We start from the raw sequence: 16573 nt of genomic DNA, 5'->3' as shown, positions 1-16573 counted from the left end.
GGCGACCAGCGCATTCAAACCCTTGGCGTGTCACCTGTCCAGTGTCATCGGGGGGATCTTCTGCCGGTATGCCTCGTGCTCGCCGGGGCTCCGGACCAGTCCGTTCCGTCGCTGCCCGGGGTCGTCTCGGCGGGGCGCAGCCGCACCTCGGTGACCGCGCGCCGCGCGACACCGGTGACCTCCACCGTCCAGTCGGCCACGGCGACGACGTCACCGGGACGCTCGGGCACCCGCCCGAGCACCTTGAGCACGAGCCCGGCGACGGTCGAGTAGTCCGCGGAGGCAGGCAGGCCGAGCTCGACACCGAGGTCGGGCAGGTCGTGGACCGGGAAGGTGCCCGGCAGGGTCAGCACCCCGTCGGGGCCACGGTCGGCCGCGGCGAGGTCAGGGTCGTTCTCGTCCCAGATCTCGCCGACCACCTCCTCGAGCAGGTCCTCCAGGGTGACGATGCCGTCGACGGAGCCGTGCTCGTCGACGACGATCGCCATCTGTTGGCGCTCTTCACGGAACCGGCGCAGGGCGTCCGACAGGCGCACCGTGTCGGGGAGCGTCAGGGCGGGCTGCACGCGGGAGCCGACGAGGTCGTCGTCGCCGTCGACGACCGAGCCCCAGTGGACGATGCCGAGGACCCGGTCGAGGTGGTGGCCGAGCGTCACCGGGACACGGGAGTGGCCCGCGGCAGCCATCGCCTCGCGGGCCTGCGCGACGGTCAGGTCGCTGGCGAGCGAGAGCACCGAGCCGCGGGGCACCAGGACGTGGCGCACCAGCCGCTCGTGCAGGTCGAGCGCCCCGCTGATGATGACGCGCTGCTCGGCGTCGAGCCCGGGGTTGCTGGTGACCAGGTCGCGCAGCTCCTCGGCCGAGATCTCTTCCGCGGTCGTCTCGGACCGCCCGCCGAACAGCCGGACGACGAGGTCGGTGGAAGCGCTCAGCACGGCGACCGCCGGTCGTGACAGCGTCGAGAGCACGTCGAGCGGCCGGGCCACCACGAGCGCCCACGGGAGGGCCAGCTGCATCGCGAGCCGCTTCGGGGCGAGCTCGCCGAGCACCAGGGTGACGAACGCCAGCGCCAGCGTCACGCCGGCCACGACCACGGGCTCGGCCAGCGTGCCGAGGAAGGTCACGTGGGGCACGAGCGGTTCGGCCAGCGACAGCGCCGCCGTGGCCGAGGCCAGGAAGCCGGCCAGCGTGATGCCGATCTGGATCGTCGCGAGGAACCGGTTGGGGTCGCGGGCGAGGCGCACGAGGCGCTCCCCACGGGCACCGCCGCTGCGTTCCAGCTGGCGCAGCTGCCCCTCACGCAGGGAGACCAAGGCCATCTCACTCCCCGCGAAGACGGCGTTGAGGAGCACGAGTGCTCCGACGAGGGCGATGTCGAGCCAATAGCCAGACATGGCTGGGTGGATCACCGGTCCTTGCAGATGGGGGGAGAGACCGGTGAACGTCCCGGCGCGGGACCGAGTTCCCCGAGCACGGCCGTGGGCGACCCCGACTGGGGGGCGGGCCCGGCCGCGGCGGCGCGCGACGGGTCCGGGACGCGTCAGACCTGGGTGCCGACCAGGGCGCCGATCGCATAGGTCACCAGCATCGCGACCAGGCCGCCCGCGATGTTGCGCAGCACCGCGGGCCGTACGGGCGCCTGCCCCAGGCGGGCGCTGCCCCACCCGGTGAACGCGAGCGCGACGACCACGGCCACCGCGGTGACCCAGATCCGGTCGCCGGCCGGGGACAGCAGGATGGCGAGCAGCGGCAGGAGGGCACCGAGCGTGAAGGCCGACATCGAGGCCCAGGCGGCGTGCCACGGGTTGGTGAGCTCCTCGGGGTCGATGCCCAGCTCGGCCTCGGCGTGCGCGCCCAGTGCATCGTGCTCGGTCAGCTGGCGGGCGACCTCGGCCGCGAGGTCTGGGGTCAGCCCCTTGTCCTGGTAGATCTGGGCCAGCTCCTCCAGCTCCTCGTCGGGCATCTCGCGGAGCTCACGCTTCTCCTTGGCCAGCAACGCCCTCTCGGTGTCGCGCTGGGTGCTCACCGACACGTACTCGCCGGCGGCCATGCTCATCGCCCCGGCGGCGAGACCCGCGATGCCCGCGGTCGCGATGGTCGACCGCTCGACGGTCGCCGCCGCCACGCCGATGACGATGCCGGCCGTGGAGACGATGCCGTCGTTGGCGCCGAGCACGCCGGCGCGCAGCCAGTTCAGCTTGGCCCCGATGCCCTGCTCGTGCTGTTCGCCGTCGTGGGGTTCGACCTGCGTCGCTGCCTCAGCCACTGGCGGTCGCCCCCAGACGAGCGGCCGACTGGGCGACCCGGTGGGCCAGCTCGACATCGAGCTGGGTCAGTCCACCCTCCGAGTGGGTGGAGAGCACGAACGTGACTGTGCGCCAACGGATGTCGATGTCGGGGTGGTGGTCCATGTCCTCCGCCTCGACGGCCACCTCGTCGACCAGGCGGATCGCCGTCGGGAAGTCCGGCGCCTCGTAGCTCGCCCTGATCTCGTCACCCTCGCGGGTCCAGCCGGGCAGGTCGCCCAGCTGGCGCCCGATCTCCTCGTCGGTCAGCAGTCGGCTCATGGCCCAACTCTGGCAAGGAAGTCCGCGCCTGTCATCGAAGCCCAGCCTCACCTCACCTCACGACGTCACCGCGCCCCAGGCACGGGTATGCCGCGTGCGCTCGGTGCGCACGCGGCATACCTGCCGTGGTGGTCGGGGCGGTCAGAGGGCCTCTTGGACCGAGGCGGGACCCATGAAGTCGGTGTCGTCACCGTGCTCCTCCTGGGTCGTGATCTGGGCCTTGACCTCGTGGGGCTTCAGCTCGCCGGCCGAGATCTGCTCGGCGAAGTGGCAGGCGACGCGGTGGCTCGCCGGCACGCCGTCGATGCTGATGACGCGCAGCTCGGGGCGCTCGGTGTCGCACCTGGTCTCCTGCCGCCACGGGCAGCGGGTGTGGAAGCGACAGCCCTTGGGCGGGTTGGCCGGTGAGGGCAGGTCGCCGGTGAGCAGGATGCGTTCGCGGCGGTCCTCGATGATCGGGTCCGGCACTGGCACCGCGGACATCAGGGCTCGCGAGTAGGGGTGCAGCGGCTTGGTGTAGAGATCCTCTGCGTCGGACTCCTCGACGAGGGCCCCGAGGTACATCACGCCGATCCGGTCGCTGATGTGGCGCACGACGGCGAGGTCGTGGGCGACCACGAGGTAGGTGAGGCCGAACTCGTCCTGGAGCTCCTCGAGCAGGTTGATCACCTGGGCCTGCACCGACACGTCGAGCGCCGAGACGGGCTCGTCGGCGACGATCAGCTTCGGGTTCACCGACAGGGCCCGGGCGATCCCGATGCGCTGCCGCTGGCCGCCGGAGAACTCGTGCGGGTACTTCTTGAGCGCCGCCGCGGGCAGCCCCACCGCCTTGAGCAGCTCGCGCAGCCGCTTGCCGGCCTGCTTGGCGTCCTTCGCGAGGCCGTGCGCCTTCATGCCCTCGAGCAGCAGGGACTCGACCGTCTGGCGCGGGTCCAGGCTGCCCATCGGGTCCTGGAACACCATCTGGATGTCCTGCCGCTTGTGGCGCAGCTCCTCACCCTTGAGCGAGGCGATGTCGACCCCCTCGAAGTCCACCGACCCGGCGGTGGGCGGCTCGAGGTTGAGGATCGCCCGGCCGAGCGTGGACTTGCCACACCCGGACTCGCCGACCAGGCCGTAGGTCTCACCCTTGCGGATCTGCAGGTCGACCCCGTCGACCGCGTAGACGTGCCCCACGGTCTTGTCGAAGATGACGCCCTTGCGGATCGGGAAGTGGACCTTCACTCCCTTGACGTCGACCAGGATCTCGTCGCTGATGGTCATCGGGTCACCTCCACGGGGTTGTGGCAACGCAACGCTCGCGCACCGTCCTCGACGAGCTCGGGAGTGCGCTGGACGCACACGTCGATCGGCTGTGAGCAGCGCGGGGCGAAGGCACAGGCGTTGGCCCACGGCAGGTTGTCGGACACCGAGCCCGGGATCGGTGTCAGCTTCTCGCCGCGCGACCCGTCCAGCCGGGGGATCGAGGCGAGCAGGCCGTGGGTGTACGGGTGCCGGGGCGCCGCGAACAGCGGGTGCCGGTCGCCTCGCTCGACGATGCGCCCGCCGTAGAGGACGTTGACCCGGTCGACCAGGCCGGCGACCACGCCGAGGTCGTGGGTGATCATCACGAGGGCCGTGCCGCTGTCCTCCACGAGCTCCTTCAGCAGCGCCAGGATCTGGGCCTGGATCGTCACGTCGAGGGCGGTCGTGGGCTCGTCGGCGATGAGCAGGCGGGGCTCGCAGGCCAGCGCCATCGCGATCAGGGCCCGCTGCCGCATGCCGCCGGACAGCTGGTGGGGGTAGTCCTTGAGGCGTCGGGTCGGGTCGGGGATGCCGACCTTCTCGAGCATCTCGCGGGCCAGTGGCGTGGCCGCCTTGCGGGACAGCCCCTTGTGGCGCTCGAGGACCTCGGTGACCTGCAGCCCGATCGGCACGACGGGGTTCAGCGACGACAGCGGGTCCTGGAAGATCATGCCCAGGTCACGACCGCGCCGGTCACGCATCTGCTCGCGGGTCTGGGTGAGCAGGTTCGTCCCGCCGTAGAGGACCTCGCCCTCGACCCTGACCCCGCGCTGAGGGAGCAGGCCCATGATGGCCAGGGACGTGACCGACTTGCCGCAGCCGGACTCGCCGACCAGGCCCACCGTCTGCCCCGGTCGGACGTCGAAGCTCACTCCGTCGACGGCGACGAAGGGCTCCTCGCCCTGCCGGGTGAAGGTGACGCGCAGGTCGCGCACTGACAGGAGGGGTTCCTCCCGGTTGCCACGGGTCTGGACGTTCTCGAGTGTCTCGGTCATGGTCGCCCTACCTCCTGCTCTTGGGGTCGAGGGCCTCGCGCAGCGACTCACCCATCAGGGTGAAGCCGAGCGCCACGACGATGATGCACAGCGCCGGGTAGGCCGCGAGGGTGAGGTGGTCGTAGATGTAGGGCTGGGCCTTGCCGAGCATCTGTCCCCACTCCGGCTTGCGGTCGTCGGGGTTGCCGACACCGAGGAAGGACAGCGCCGCCGCGTCGATGATGGCTCCGGCCAGGACGAGGGTGGCCTGGACGATGACCGGCCCGAGGGCGTTGGGCAGCATGTGCCGGAAGACGATCGCCGACCGCTTGACCCCGAGGGCCCGGGCGGCGAGGACGTGGTCGCTGGCCCGCTGCGCGAGCATCGACCCTCGCAGGAGTCGCGCGAAGATCGGCACCTGCACCGTCGCGATGGCGATGATGACGGTCCACTGGCTCGGCTGGGAGGCCAGCGCGGCGATGGAGACCGCGAGCAGCAGCGACGGGATCGACAGCATGACGTCGACGAGTCGCATGACGACCGAGTCGACCCAGCCGCCGAACGCGCCGGCGATGGTGCCCAGGGTGAGGCCCCCGAGGAAGCCGAACGAGGTGGCCATCACGCCGACGAGCAGCGTCTGCTGCGAGCCCACGATGAGCCGGGACAGGATGTCGCGACCGGAGTTGTCGGCGCCCAGCGGGAAGCCCGCCTGTGGTCCGGGAATCGGGTTGCTCTGGGGTCGGACCTGGTCGATGAGCAAACGTGCCGCGGGGTCGTGCGGAGCGATCAGGGGGGCGAAGATCGCCAGCAGGATGAACAGCGCGCTGATCGCCAGGCCGAGGAGGAAGACCGGGTTGCGGCGGAGCCGGCGCCAGGCGCTGGCGATGAGGGAGACACCGGCACCCTCCTCGACGTGGCCGGCGCTGTCGACGACGTGGTCGTCGACGGCCACCCCGCCGGAGCGGGAGCCAGTGGCGGAGCTCGCGGCGAGGTCGTCGATCCGCTGCTTGCGGGCGCGGGGGTTGAGGGGGTTGGGCACGGGGGTCACCTCGTCCGGATCCGGGGGTCGATCACGGCATACGCGATGTCGACCAGGAGGTTGATGATGACGAAGGTCACCGCGAACATCAGCAGGAGGACCTGGAGCACCGCGTAGTCCTTCCGCTCGAACGACAGCGCCGTGGCCTCGCCGAGGCCGCCGAAGGAGAAGACCCGCTCGGTGAGGACCGCGCCGACGAGCAGGCCACCGGTCTGCAGGCCGATGGTGGTCACCACGGGCAGGAGGGCGTTGCGCAGGATGTGGCGGCCGCGGATGACCCGGGCGGTCAGGCCCTTGGACTCGGCGGTGCGGACGTAGTCCTCGTCCATCACCTCGAGCACCGCGGCGCGGGTGATGCGGAAGATCACCGCGAACGGGATGGTCGCGAGGGCGAGGCCGGGGAGGATGAGGTGCTTGATGGCGTCCCACGCCGCGTCGAACTCCCGCGTCAGCAGGCCGTCGAGGACGAAGAAGCCGGTGACGCGGGTGGCGTCGAGGCCGGGGTCCTGGCGTCCCGACACCGGCAGCCAGTGCAGGTTGACCGCGAAGACGTACTTGAGCAGGAAGGCGAGGAAGAAGACCGGCACGGCGACGCCGATGAGCGAGCCGACGACGGAGAGGTTGTCGAACCAGCTCGCCCGGCGTCGGGCGGCCATGTAGCCCAGGGGGATGCCGAGCGCGACCGCGAGGACCAGCGCGAAGATGCTCAGCTCGACGGTCGCGGGGAACCGCTGAAGGAAGATCTGGAACGCGTCCACGCCGGGGAGCACACCCGTGCTCGACCCGAACTGGCCCTTGACCGCCCGCTTCACGAACTCCCAGTACTGCACGTAGAGCGGTTCGTCGAGGCCGAGCGCCTTCTCGAGGGCCGCCCGCCGCGCGGGGGTGGCCTTCTCGCCGAGGATCGCGGAGACCGTGCCCCCCGGCAGGCTGCGCAACCACAGGAAGACCAGCAGCGACAGGACGATGACGACGCCCATCATCTGCAGCAGCCTTCGCAGGATGAATCTCAGCACGGTGGCTCAATCTCCTTCACTGGCGACAGTTTCGGACGACCGGAGTCGATCACGTTCGACGATCCGACACAACCGATCGTCGGTTGTACACGACTGTGGCCGCCCCAGCGAATCTGCTGGGACGGCCACAGTCGTTGGAATTGCTGTTCTGAGGCGAGCCTCAGGTCACTTGCTGACCGTCACCGAGGAGAACGTCTCAGCGGTCAGCGGGCTGGCCACCAGGCCCTTCAGCTTGGCGCTGACGACCAGGGCCGGCGGGGAGTGGCTGATCGCCAGACCCGGCAGGTCCTGCTCCATGATCTCCTGGTTCAGCTTCTCGTAGGCGGCGGCGCGCTGGCCCTCGTCCACGATGGCGTCCGCAGCAGCGAGGTCCGCCGAGAGCTTCGCGCCGTACGACGTCGCACTGGTGTGGAAGTCGTTCGTCTTGAGGCCACCGAAGAACGTCCCGATGAAGTTGTCGGGGGAGTTGTAGTCACCGGTCCAGCCGAGCAGCCACGCGTCGTAGCCACCGTTGTCGACCGTGTCGAGGTACCCACCGTTCCACGGCTTGGTGACGACGTTGACCTTGATGCCGACCGCCTCGAGGTCGCCACGGAGCGCCTCGTAGATCTTCTGCGGGTCCGGCATGTACGGGCGCGACACCTCGGACGGGTAGGCGAACGTCAGGGTCATGCCCTCGGCGCCGGCCTCCTTGAGCAGGGACTGGGCCTTGGCCTTGTCGTAGGCGTAGGGCTTCAGGTCCTTGTTGTAACCGGCCACGGTGTCGGGCATGAACTGCGTCGCCACCTGGGCGCCCTCGGGCAGCTGGGTCTTGACCAGCTGTTCCCGGTTGAGGGCGTAGTAGAGAGCCTGCCGGACCTTGAGGTCCTTCAGCTTCGGGTTCTTGGCCGGGTTGAGGCCCATGTAGAGGATGTTGAAGGCGGGGCGCACGAGCACGTTGTTGCCCGAGTCCTTCAGACCCTTCCAGTCGGCCGGGTTCGGGAGGTCGTAGCCGTCGATGCTGCCGGCCTCGAGCTCCTGGCGACGGGTGCTCTCGTCAGGGATGATCTTGAACACGAGCTTGGCCGTCTTGGCCTTCTCGCCCCAGTAGGCGTCGTTGCGCACGAGCGTGACCGTCTTGTTGGCCTCGTCGTACTTGTCGAGCTTGTAGGGGCCGGTGCCGACCGGGTTCTTCGAGTACGCCGGGTAGCCGAAGCCGTCACCCTGCTTGGTGACGTTGTTGGCGTCCCCAGCCTTGAGTGCCTTGGGCGACTGCATGGAGAACGAGTCGAGCGACAGCGCCGTCGGGAACTTGGACGTCGCGCGGCTGATCTTGATGACCGCCGTCATGTCGTCCTTGGCCGTGCAGCCCTGGTAGAGCGCGTCGGCGCCGTCCTTCTTGAAGCCGCCCATGACGTCGGCCCAGTAGCCGGCCGGTCCGCCTGCCGCGACCTCGTTCTGGTCGGACATGCGCTCCATGTTGTAGCAGACCGCTGCGGCGTTGAACGCCTCGCCGTCCCAGAACTTCACGCCTTCGCGCAGGGAGAAGGTCCACTCCTTGCCGTCGGCCGAAGCCTCCCACTTGGTGGCCAGCTCCGGCTCGATGTCGGCCGTGCCGGGCTTGATGCCGACCAGGCCTTCCATCATCTGGCGGGTGACCCGGAAGGTCTCACCGTCAGTGGCGTAGAAGGGGTCGAAGAGCTCCGGGGCGCCGGCGGCGCCGAAGGTGATGGTGTCCTTCACGTCCCCACCGCCGCTCGACGCATTGCCGTCGGAGGTTCGGTCGGACTGGGCACAGGCTGCCAGCGTGAGGGCCAGCGTCGTCGCCAAGGCGACCGGGGCCGCCTTCCGCGTGAGCTTCATGTATACCTCGCTTGATGTGCGATCTTTGGTCGACCCGGTCGGGCGCCAAGGGTGGTGCTGGGTGGTGCTCCTCCGCAGGAAGAGTGCGTGCGCAATCCTTCTGCGGTTGTCGGCAGACCCTAGCGAGAACTGCGGTCGCTGAACCCGTGCGCCGCGGAAATTAACAAAAGTGAGACACATGTCCGAAATGGCAGCAGGACCGGTCCGCGAGGTCGTGGGCGCCGCGGTCGTCGACGACCTGGCTCGCCCCACGCGGCTGCTGGCCGCCCGGCGCACCGAACCGCCTGCGCTCGCGGGTGGGTGGGAGTTCCCCGGCGGCAAGGTCGATCCCGGCGAGACGCCCGAGGAGGCGCTGCACCGCGAGCTGCGCGAGGAGCTCGGTGTCGCGGTGGCGCTGGGGGAGCGGGTGCCCGGACCGCTGGAGGGTGGCCGGTGGCCGCTCGGCGAGTCGTGGGCGATGGCCGTGTGGTTCGCGACGGTCACGGCCGGCGAGCCCGCACCGATCGAGGACCACGACGAGCTGCGCTGGCTGGCCGTCGACGAGCTCCATGCCGTGCCGTGGCTCCCTGCGGACCTCCCCATCGTCGACGCGATCGCCCCCCATCTTTATCGGGTCTAGGGGGAACATTGACCTTCACTCGACTTTGCTTCCGGTGCGAAGGTCAACCTTCCTGCTAGACCCGATAAAGGTGAGGTATGCCGCGGGGGCAGCCCCGCGGCATACCTCACCTTCGGTGGTTTGCGTGCGGATGCGTGCGCTCGCTGTGGTCAGGGCGTGCTCGAAAGCCTGAGACAATGGTGCTCATGCCCATGAAGACCCGCGGTGACATCCGCAATGTCGCCATCGTTGCCCACGTCGACCACGGAAAGACCACGCTGGTCGACAAGATGCTCTGGCAGGCCGGTGCGTTCGGCGAGCACCAGCACGTCGACGAGCGGGCGATGGACTCCGGCGACCTGGAGCGCGAGAAGGGGATCACCATCCTCGCGAAGAACACCGCCATCCACTACGCCGGCAAGGCGGCCGCCGAGGCGGGCCTGCCCGATGGCGCGACGATCAACATCATCGACACCCCCGGCCACGCCGACTTCGGTGGCGAGGTCGAGCGCGGGCTGTCGATGGTCGACGGCGTCGTGCTGCTCGTGGACGCGTCGGAAGGCCCCCTCCCGCAGACCCGGTTCGTGCTGCGCAAGGCGCTCGCCGCCAAGATGCCCGTCGTCCTCTGCATCAACAAGGTCGACCGTCCCGACTCACGCATCGCCGAGGTCGTCGACGAGGTCTACGAGCTGTTCATGGACCTCGACGCCGACGAGCACCAGATCGAGTTCCCGATCGTCTACGCCTCGGCCAAGAACGGCCGCGCGTCGATGAACCGCCCGGAGAACGGCGGCCTGCCGGACGCCGAGGACCTCGAGGCGCTCTTCGAGACGATCCTCTCGACGATCCCCGCGCCGGTCTACGACGACGAGGCGCCGCTGCAGGCGCACGTCACGAACCTCGACGCCTCCAACTTCCTCGGCCGCCTGGCCCTGCTCCGCGTGCACAACGGCACGATCCGCAAGGGCCAGCACGTCGCGTGGTGCAAGGTCGACGGCACCGTCGAGCGGGTCAAGATCACCGAGCTGCTGATGACCGAGGCGCTGGAGCGCAAGCCGGCCGAGTCCGCCGGCCCCGGCGACATCATCGCCATCGCCGGTATCCCGGAGATCATGATCGGCGAGACCCTCGCCGACGCCGAGAACCCCATCCCGCTGCCCGTCATCACCGTCGACGAGCCGGCCATCTCGATGACCATCGGCACCAACACCAGCCCCATGGTGGGTCGCGTGCGTGGCTCGAAGGTCACCGCGCGGATGGTCAAGGACCGCCTCGACAAGGAGCTCATCGGCAACGTCTCGCTGCGCGTCCTCCCCACCGAGCGCCCCGACGCCTGGGAGGTGCAGGGTCGAGGTGAGCTCGCCCTGGCCATCCTCGTCGAGCAGATGCGACGCGAGGGCTACGAGCTGACCGTCGGCAAGCCGCAGGTGGTCACCCGCGAGGTCGACGGCAAGACCCACGAGCCGGTCGAGCGCCTCACGATCGACACGCCCGAGGAGTTCCTCGGCGCGATCACGCAGATCCTGGCCACCCGCAAGGGCCGCATGGAGCAGATGACCAACCACGGCACCGGCTGGGTCCGGATGGAGTTCCTGGTGCCGTCCCGCGGCCTGATCGGCTTCCGCACGCTCTTCCTCACCGAGACCCGCGGCACCGGCATCGCCCACCACGTGTTCGAGGACTACGAGCCGTGGTTCGGCACCATCACGACCCGCACCAGCGGCTCGCTCGTGTCCGACCGCACCGGTGTGGTCACGGCCTACGCGATGGTCAACCTCCAGGAGCGCGGGACGCTGTTCGTCGACCCGACCACCGAGGTCTACGAGGGCATGATCGTCGGCGAGAACTCCCGCGCCGACGACATGGACGTCAACATCACCAAGGAGAAGAAGCTCACCAACGTGCGCGCCTCCTCCTCGGACAACTTCGAGAAGATCGTGCCGCCGCGCAAGCTGAGCCTCGAGCAGTCGCTCGAGTTCTGCCGCGAGGACGAGTGCGTCGAGGTGACGCCCGAGGCCGTCCGCATCCGCAAGGTCGAGCTCGACCAGACCGTCCGCGCCCGTAGCGCCGCCCGGGCGCGCAACGCCTGAGGCGTGCGGCCCTCGATGCAGGACCGCCGACCACGGAGGACCACGGTCCTCGCCGTGGGCGCAGCGACAGCTGCGCTCACGGTGTCGGCCTGCACCGGCGTCGCGAGCGACGGGTCAAGTGAGGCCGGCCCGGCCGGACAGCTGACGGTCCTGTCCCTGGGACCGGTGGCCACCTGGGACCCGCAACGGATCTCGACCCCCCAGGACATCGCGTTCGCGGGCCGGGTGTTCACCCGCACCCTCACGGCCTTCCCCGCCGGCGCGGATGCCGCCCGGCAGCGAGCGGTCGAGGGCGACCTGGCCACCACCGCCGGCACCGTGGACTCCACGCTGAAGCGGTGGTCCTTCACGCTGCGTGACGGGGTGAGCTGGCAGGACGGTTCGCCGGTCACCTGCGAGGACGTGCGCTACGGCGTCTCGCGGTCGTTCGCCGACCCGTTCGCGTCGGAGGGGCTGAACTTCCCCCTGGCCTACCTGGACATCCCGCGCAAGGCCGACGGGTCGTCCCTCTACGCCGGGCCGTTCGTCAAGGACACCAAGGGCCAGGCGGAGTTCGACAAGGCGGTGTCCTGCGAAGGCACGACGGTCACGTTCCGGCTCAGCACGCCGATGGCCGACTTCAACCAGGTCGTCGCGCTGCCGGTGTTCGCGCCCGTCAAGCAGTCGCAGGACAAGGGCCCGGACGGCACGTATGCCGTGTTCTCCAACGGCCCCTACCAGCTCAAGGGTGCCTGGAACCCGAGTGCGGGCGGCACCTTCGAGCGAAATCCCCGGTGGGACAAGGCTTCTGACCCGATCCGGCTGGCAAAGCCCACCTCCATCGACTACGTGGAGGGCACCGAGTCGCAGACCGCCGTGCAGCAGGTCATCAACGACTCCGGCGTCCACCGTCGAGCGGTCACGCTCGACTCCGCGCCGCCGGCGATGCAGCAGCACGTCCTCACCGACGCAGCCCTCAAGACCCGTTCGGTGAACCCGTCAGCGCAGTTCCTCGACTACCTCGCGCCCAACGTCAGCACGGGCGTCATGCGCAACGCCAAGGTCCGCCAGGCCCTGGCTCTGGCCACCAACCGAGAGGGTTACGTCAACGCCCTGGGCGGGGCCAGCGCCGCCACCGAGGCCTACTCCCTCATCGCTGCGGCGCTGCCCGGGCACACCGACTCCGACCCGGTGGGCGCGGGCCCCGCGGGCGACGCCGGCGCAGCGAAGGCGGCGCTGCAGGAGTCGGGTCTGACGCTGCCCGTGCAGATCCGGGTGTCCTACCGCTCGACGCCGACCGCCGACAAGGCGATGGCCGCGCTGGTCAACGGCTGGGAGTCGGCCGGTTTCACCGTCTCCCTCCAGCCGATCGAGAAGGACTACTTCGCGGAGGTGTCCAAGCCGGCCCGCTCCGCGCAGACCGACGTCTTCTGGGCGAACTGGGCTCCGGCGTGGCCGTCGGCCTCGACCGTCATCCCCCCGTTGTTCGACAGCCGCCTCAACCTGTCCGACAGCGGCAAGGGTCGCGACTTCGGTGGTTTCGCCGACCCCGCGGTCAACGCCGAGATCACCCGCATCGGCACGCTGTCCGACGCGACCACCCGCGCCGATGCCTGGAGCCGACTCGACGCCTCGCTGGCCGAGCGTGGGGTGTTCGTGGCGCTGGCCCAGCGCAGGTCCCTGTTCGTGGCGGGCAGCTCGGTGACGGGTCTGTCGGCCAACGAGGCACTGGGCGGGTTCGTCGACCTCGCGACCCTGGGTGTGGAATAGCGACGTGAGCGCCCAGCCCGAGAGCCTGTTGTTCGTCCATGCCCACCCGGACGACGAGACCCTGACCGCGGGCCTGACCATGGCCCGCTACGTGCGCGACGGTCACCGCGTGCACGTGCTCACGTGCACCCTGGGGGAGGAGGGCGAGGTCATCCCGCCCGAGCTGCGGCACCTCGACGCGGCCCACGACGACGTCCTGGGCGCCCACCGCCTCGAGGAGCTGCGGGCTGCGATGGCCGTCCTCGGTGCCACCCACGAGGTGCTCGGGGCGGATCTCGCCGAGGGTGCCCTGTCGCGCTACCGCGACTCCGGCATGGCGGGCACCCCCAGCGCGGCCAACCCCGACGCCTTCGTGAACGCCGACGTCGACGAAGCTGCGGCCCTGGTCGCCGACGTCGTCCGGCGCGTGCGACCGGCCATCGTGGTCACCTATGACGAGCACGGTGGCTACTGCCACCCGGACCACGTCCAGACCCACCGCGTCACCTGCGCGGCGGTCGCCTCCCTGCCCCCCGAGCAGCGCCCGGAGCTGTATGCCGTGCTGGTGCCGGAGTCGTGGGCGCGCGAGGACCGCGTGTGGCTCGCCGAGCACCCGCCGACCGGCACCGGCTGGGAGCTCCCCGACCCGGACGGTGACTACCCACCGTCGGTCGTGGCCGACGACCTGGTGACGCACGAGGTGGTCAGCCCGGAGCTGGTGCCCGTGCAGGCCGCGGCCCTGCGCGAACACGTCACGCAGGTGACCGTGGCGGAGTCCGGGGACGTCTACGCGCTCTCCAACGACATCGCCGCCCGGATCCCGGGGCGCGAGGGCTTCTCCCGCCTCGACCCGACCACCGGCCGGCTCGCACCGCCCGACACGCAGGCGAGCAGGCGGCATACCGATCTCCTGCGCGGTGACCGATGAGTCCCGCCGACGCGGCGCTCCCGGTGGGTGCCGACGACGTCCCAGGTGCCGTGGCACCGGGGACACCGCTCCCGCCCGTGGACGGCGACCAGTTCCGCCTGGCGATGGGCCGGTTCGCCACCGGCGTCACGGTGCTGACCACCTTCAGCGCCGGGCACGACCACGCCATGACGGCCAACGCGCTGACGTCGGTCTCGATCGACCCGCTGCTGGTGCTGGTCTGTGTCGAGGTCGACGCGCGGTTCCACGACGCGATCGTCGACTCGGGCGTCTGGGGCGTCAGCGTGCTCGGCGCCGACCAGCGACCGGTCGCCCAGTGGCTCTCCACGCAGGGACGGCCGCTGCACGGGCAGCTGGACCGCATCGCCCACCACCGCGGGGGCGCGACCGGAGTCGCCCTCCTCGACGACGCACTGGCCACCCTCGAGGTGCGGACGACGGCAGTTCACCCCGCCGGTGACCACAGCATCGTGGTCGGCGAAGTAGTCTCGCTGGCGAGCACCGAGCACCCCGCAGATGCGCTGGTGTACTACCGAAGCCGATACCAGGCGCTGAAGTGATGGGAGTCCGCCCGTGAAGGACAGCGGTTCGGCTGGGCTGCGCCTCGGCATCGCCGTCGCGGTGCTGCTGGCCGGCTACCTCGGCATGGCGTGGTTCCTGGGACGTCACATCCCCTCCAACTCCACCGTCGCCGGGGTGCCCGTGGGAGGCATGGCTCCGAAGTCCGCCGAGGACACCCTGCGCCGCGCACTCGCCTCGCGGGAGGGCGCCAAGGTCACGCTGCAGGCAGGCGACAAGACCTTCCAGCTCGACCCGAAGGTGGCTGGTCTGGCGATCGACTACGCGGGCACCGTCGACGGGCTCTCCGGGTTCAGCCTCAACCCCGCCGACGTCTGGAACAACCTGTCCGGCGGGTCCGCCGAGAAGCTCGAGATCAGCGTCGACCGCGACAAGCTGCTCGCCGCGCTCCGGGGCGCGGAGGCCACCCTCGACACGAAGGTCGTCCAGGGATCGGTGACCTTCCCGGCCGGCAAGGTCAAGGTCGTCGAGCCGGTCGAGGGGGCGACCCTGTCGTTGGAGAAGACCGCCGACGAGGTCGCGGCCCGGTGGCCGAGCACCACGCCGATCACGCCGCAGGTCGACCGGGTCGCCCCCGCGGTCAGCGCCCAGGAGGTGGACCGTGCGGTCGCAGAGTTCGCCTCGCCCGCGGTGTCCGCGCCGGTCACGGTCAAGGTGGGGGCAAGGACCTTCGCCGTGCCGCCAGCGGCCTTCGCGCCTGCCCTGGCGATGAGGCCTGACCCGGCCGGCAAGCTCGCTCCTGCCATCGACAACGCCAAACTCGTTGCGGCAGTGCGGAAGTCGGCCTCCGCTGCGGGACTCGAGGCGAAGCCCCGTGACGCCAAGATCACCTTCAGGGGGACCACGCCGGTCGTGGTGCCGTCCGCAGCCGGAGCGACCCTCGATGAGAAATCGGTGGTGTCGACCTTCGTCCCTGCCCTGACCTCGTCGACCCGCACCGCGACCGTCACCACTGCGGTGCTGCAGCCCAAGCTGACCACGGCCGAGGCCGAGAAGATCAAGCCGCGCGAGGTGGTCTCGACCTTCACCACGTACTTCCCGTACAACCCGCCGCGCACCGAGAACATCACCATCGCGGCGCGCACCCTCAACGGCACCTACGTCGGCCCGGGCGAGCAGTTCAGCCTCAACAAGGTGCTCGGCCAGCGCACCGCGGCCAAGGGCTACAACCCCGCCCCGGTGATCAACAACGGTCGCCTCACGACCGACTACGGCGGCGGCATCTCGCAGCTGTCGACGACGACGTTCAACGCCGCGTTCTTCTCCGGCGTCCGGATCGACGAGTACCTCGCGCACAGCTTCTACATCTCGCGCTACCCCGAGGGTCGCGAGGCGACGATCTCCTGGCCCGACGTCGACCAGAAGTGGACCAACGACACTGGCTACGGGATCCTCATCCAGGCCTTCGTCTCCAACGGGTCCGTGACGGTGACGTTCCACGGCACCAAGGTGTGGGACATCGAGAGCGTCAAGAGCCCGCGGCGCAACGTCGTGCAGCCGAAGACCATCGTGGACGACAAGCCCGGGTGCGTGACCCAGTCCCCGAGCACCGGCTTCGACGTCACGGTGACGCGGATCTTCAAGAAGGCCGGCAAGACGATCCGGTCATCCACCTTCACCACGCACTACATCCCCGAAGACAAGGTCACCTGCACCCATCCGAAGGCCAACTGACCCGTTCGGGGTCGTCGGGGGGTGGCGGCCCTCCGCCGAGGGCTAAACGACCCGCAGGTGCGGGTGTCGTGGCAGGTCAGGGACATTCGTCATGAACGTCTCGTCGGTCATCCGCCACGTGAGCTATCCCCAAATGTCTGATTTGCCCGGAGTTTGACGGGTTGTGCCACACAAGGGATGGTTCGACTCCTTAGTTGCGTACGGCTACTGTCGGCAACGTCGATCTGCGTGTGGAACGCCACACGCCTGACGGT

At 69.8% G+C, this 16573-nt stretch carries 14 protein-coding genes; 6 read left to right on the top strand and 8 right to left on the bottom strand.

Translation table 11 applies throughout. The features are described from left to right. Positions 1 to 44: 44 nt before the first annotated feature. The 8 genes from ASG91_RS17460 to ASG91_RS17425 form a co-directional block, all read right to left on the bottom strand. Positions 45 to 1394: a hemolysin family protein gene (locus ASG91_RS17460; protein ID WP_056923933.1), complete on the bottom strand. Its 1350-nt coding sequence runs from the start codon at positions 1392 to 1394 to the stop codon at positions 45 to 47. A 146-nt stretch (positions 1395 to 1540) separates the two neighbouring features. Then, positions 1541 to 2266, bottom strand: coding sequence for a VIT family protein (locus ASG91_RS17455; RefSeq protein WP_056923932.1), 726 nt, complete (start codon positions 2264 to 2266; stop codon positions 1541 to 1543). Continuing rightward, positions 2259 to 2567, bottom strand: a complete 309-nt coding sequence (locus ASG91_RS17450) for a 4a-hydroxytetrahydrobiopterin dehydratase (RefSeq protein ID WP_056923931.1) — start codon at positions 2565 to 2567, stop codon at positions 2259 to 2261. The genes ASG91_RS17455 and ASG91_RS17450 overlap by 8 nt, the downstream gene beginning before the upstream one ends. Positions 2568 to 2708: 141 nt before the next feature. Next, positions 2709 to 3830 (bottom strand): ABC transporter ATP-binding protein, encoded by a 1122-nt coding sequence (locus tag ASG91_RS17445; RefSeq protein WP_056923930.1) that lies wholly within the window; start codon positions 3828 to 3830, stop codon positions 2709 to 2711. Beyond that, positions 3827 to 4846, bottom strand: a complete 1020-nt coding sequence (locus ASG91_RS17440) for an ABC transporter ATP-binding protein (RefSeq protein WP_056923929.1) — start codon at positions 4844 to 4846, stop codon at positions 3827 to 3829. Before ASG91_RS17440 ends, ASG91_RS17445 begins: the two co-directional genes overlap by 4 nt. Before the next feature lie 7 nt (positions 4847 to 4853). Beyond that, positions 4854 to 5873 carry an ABC transporter permease gene (locus tag ASG91_RS17435; RefSeq protein WP_056923928.1) on the bottom strand — a complete coding sequence of 340 codons (1020 nt, stop codon included), beginning with the start codon at positions 5871 to 5873 and terminating at the stop codon, positions 4854 to 4856. Beyond that, a complete protein-coding gene (locus tag ASG91_RS17430) occupies positions 5870 to 6880 on the bottom strand; it encodes an ABC transporter permease (RefSeq protein ID WP_056923927.1) in 1011 nt (336 codons plus the stop codon). The genes ASG91_RS17435 and ASG91_RS17430 overlap by 4 nt, the downstream gene beginning before the upstream one ends. Before the next feature lie 165 nt (positions 6881 to 7045). Beyond that, positions 7046 to 8722: an ABC transporter substrate-binding protein gene (locus tag ASG91_RS17425; RefSeq protein WP_056923926.1), complete on the bottom strand. Its 1677-nt coding sequence runs from the start codon at positions 8720 to 8722 to the stop codon at positions 7046 to 7048. Positions 8723 to 8900: 178 nt separating this feature from the next. On the opposite strand from ASG91_RS17425, the gene ASG91_RS17420 reads away from it, so the two are divergent. The 6 genes from ASG91_RS17420 (at position 8901) to ASG91_RS17395 (ending at position 16319) form a co-directional block, all read left to right on the top strand. Then, positions 8901 to 9341, top strand: a complete 441-nt coding sequence (locus tag ASG91_RS17420; RefSeq protein ID WP_056923925.1) for a (deoxy)nucleoside triphosphate pyrophosphohydrolase — start codon at positions 8901 to 8903, stop codon at positions 9339 to 9341. 185 nt (positions 9342 to 9526) lie between these two features. Then, the gene (gene typA / locus ASG91_RS17415; protein ID WP_056924245.1) at positions 9527 to 11410 is read left to right on the top strand and encodes a translational GTPase TypA; all 1884 of its coding nucleotides are present in this window, start codon (positions 9527 to 9529) and stop codon (positions 11408 to 11410) included. 54 nt (positions 11411 to 11464) lie between these two features. Further along, a complete protein-coding gene (locus ASG91_RS17410; protein WP_056923924.1) occupies positions 11465 to 13159 on the top strand; it encodes an ABC transporter substrate-binding protein in 1695 nt (564 codons plus the stop codon). Positions 13160 to 13163: 4 nt separating this feature from the next. Next, positions 13164 to 14066 carry an N-acetyl-1-D-myo-inositol-2-amino-2-deoxy-alpha-D-glucopyranoside deacetylase gene (gene mshB, locus ASG91_RS17405; RefSeq protein WP_056923923.1) on the top strand — a complete coding sequence of 301 codons (903 nt, stop codon included), beginning with the start codon at positions 13164 to 13166 and terminating at the stop codon, positions 14064 to 14066. After that, complete coding sequence (locus tag ASG91_RS17400) at positions 14063 to 14626, top strand: flavin reductase family protein (RefSeq protein ID WP_369820388.1); 564 nt, start codon at positions 14063 to 14065, stop codon at positions 14624 to 14626. The genes mshB and ASG91_RS17400 overlap by 4 nt, the downstream gene beginning before the upstream one ends. 13 nt (positions 14627 to 14639) lie before the next feature. After that, positions 14640 to 16319: a VanW family protein gene (locus tag ASG91_RS17395; RefSeq protein WP_056923922.1), complete on the top strand. Its 1680-nt coding sequence runs from the start codon at positions 14640 to 14642 to the stop codon at positions 16317 to 16319. Positions 16320 to 16573: the final 254 nt, after the last annotated feature.

Origin of the sequence: Phycicoccus sp. Soil802, assembly GCF_001429605.1 — a bacterium.
Classification (GTDB): Bacteria; Actinomycetota; Actinomycetes; order Actinomycetales; family Dermatophilaceae; genus Pedococcus.
This window is presented reverse-complemented; position numbering and strand designations above follow the sequence as displayed.

Coding starts and splice junctions, on each gene's coding strand:
- ASG91_RS17460 (WP_056923933.1), bottom strand. CDS start 1,394: ATGTCTGGCTATTGGCTCGACATCGCCCTCGTCGGAGCACTCGTGCTC.
- ASG91_RS17450 (WP_056923931.1), bottom strand. CDS start 2,567: ATGAGCCGACTGCTGACCGACGAGGAGATCGGGCGCCAGCTGGGCGAC.
- ASG91_RS17445 (WP_056923930.1), bottom strand. CDS start 3,830: ATGACCATCAGCGACGAGATCCTGGTCGACGTCAAGGGAGTGAAGGTC.
- ASG91_RS17440 (WP_056923929.1), bottom strand. CDS start 4,846: ATGACCGAGACACTCGAGAACGTCCAGACCCGTGGCAACCGGGAGGAA.
- ASG91_RS17425 (WP_056923926.1), bottom strand. CDS start 8,722: ATGAAGCTCACGCGGAAGGCGGCCCCGGTCGCCTTGGCGACGACGCTG.
- ASG91_RS17420 (WP_056923925.1), top strand. CDS start 8,901: ATGTCCGAAATGGCAGCAGGACCGGTCCGCGAGGTCGTGGGCGCCGCG.
- typA (WP_056924245.1), top strand. CDS start 9,527: ATGCCCATGAAGACCCGCGGTGACATCCGCAATGTCGCCATCGTTGCC.
- ASG91_RS17400 (WP_369820388.1), top strand. CDS start 14,063: ATGAGTCCCGCCGACGCGGCGCTCCCGGTGGGTGCCGACGACGTCCCA.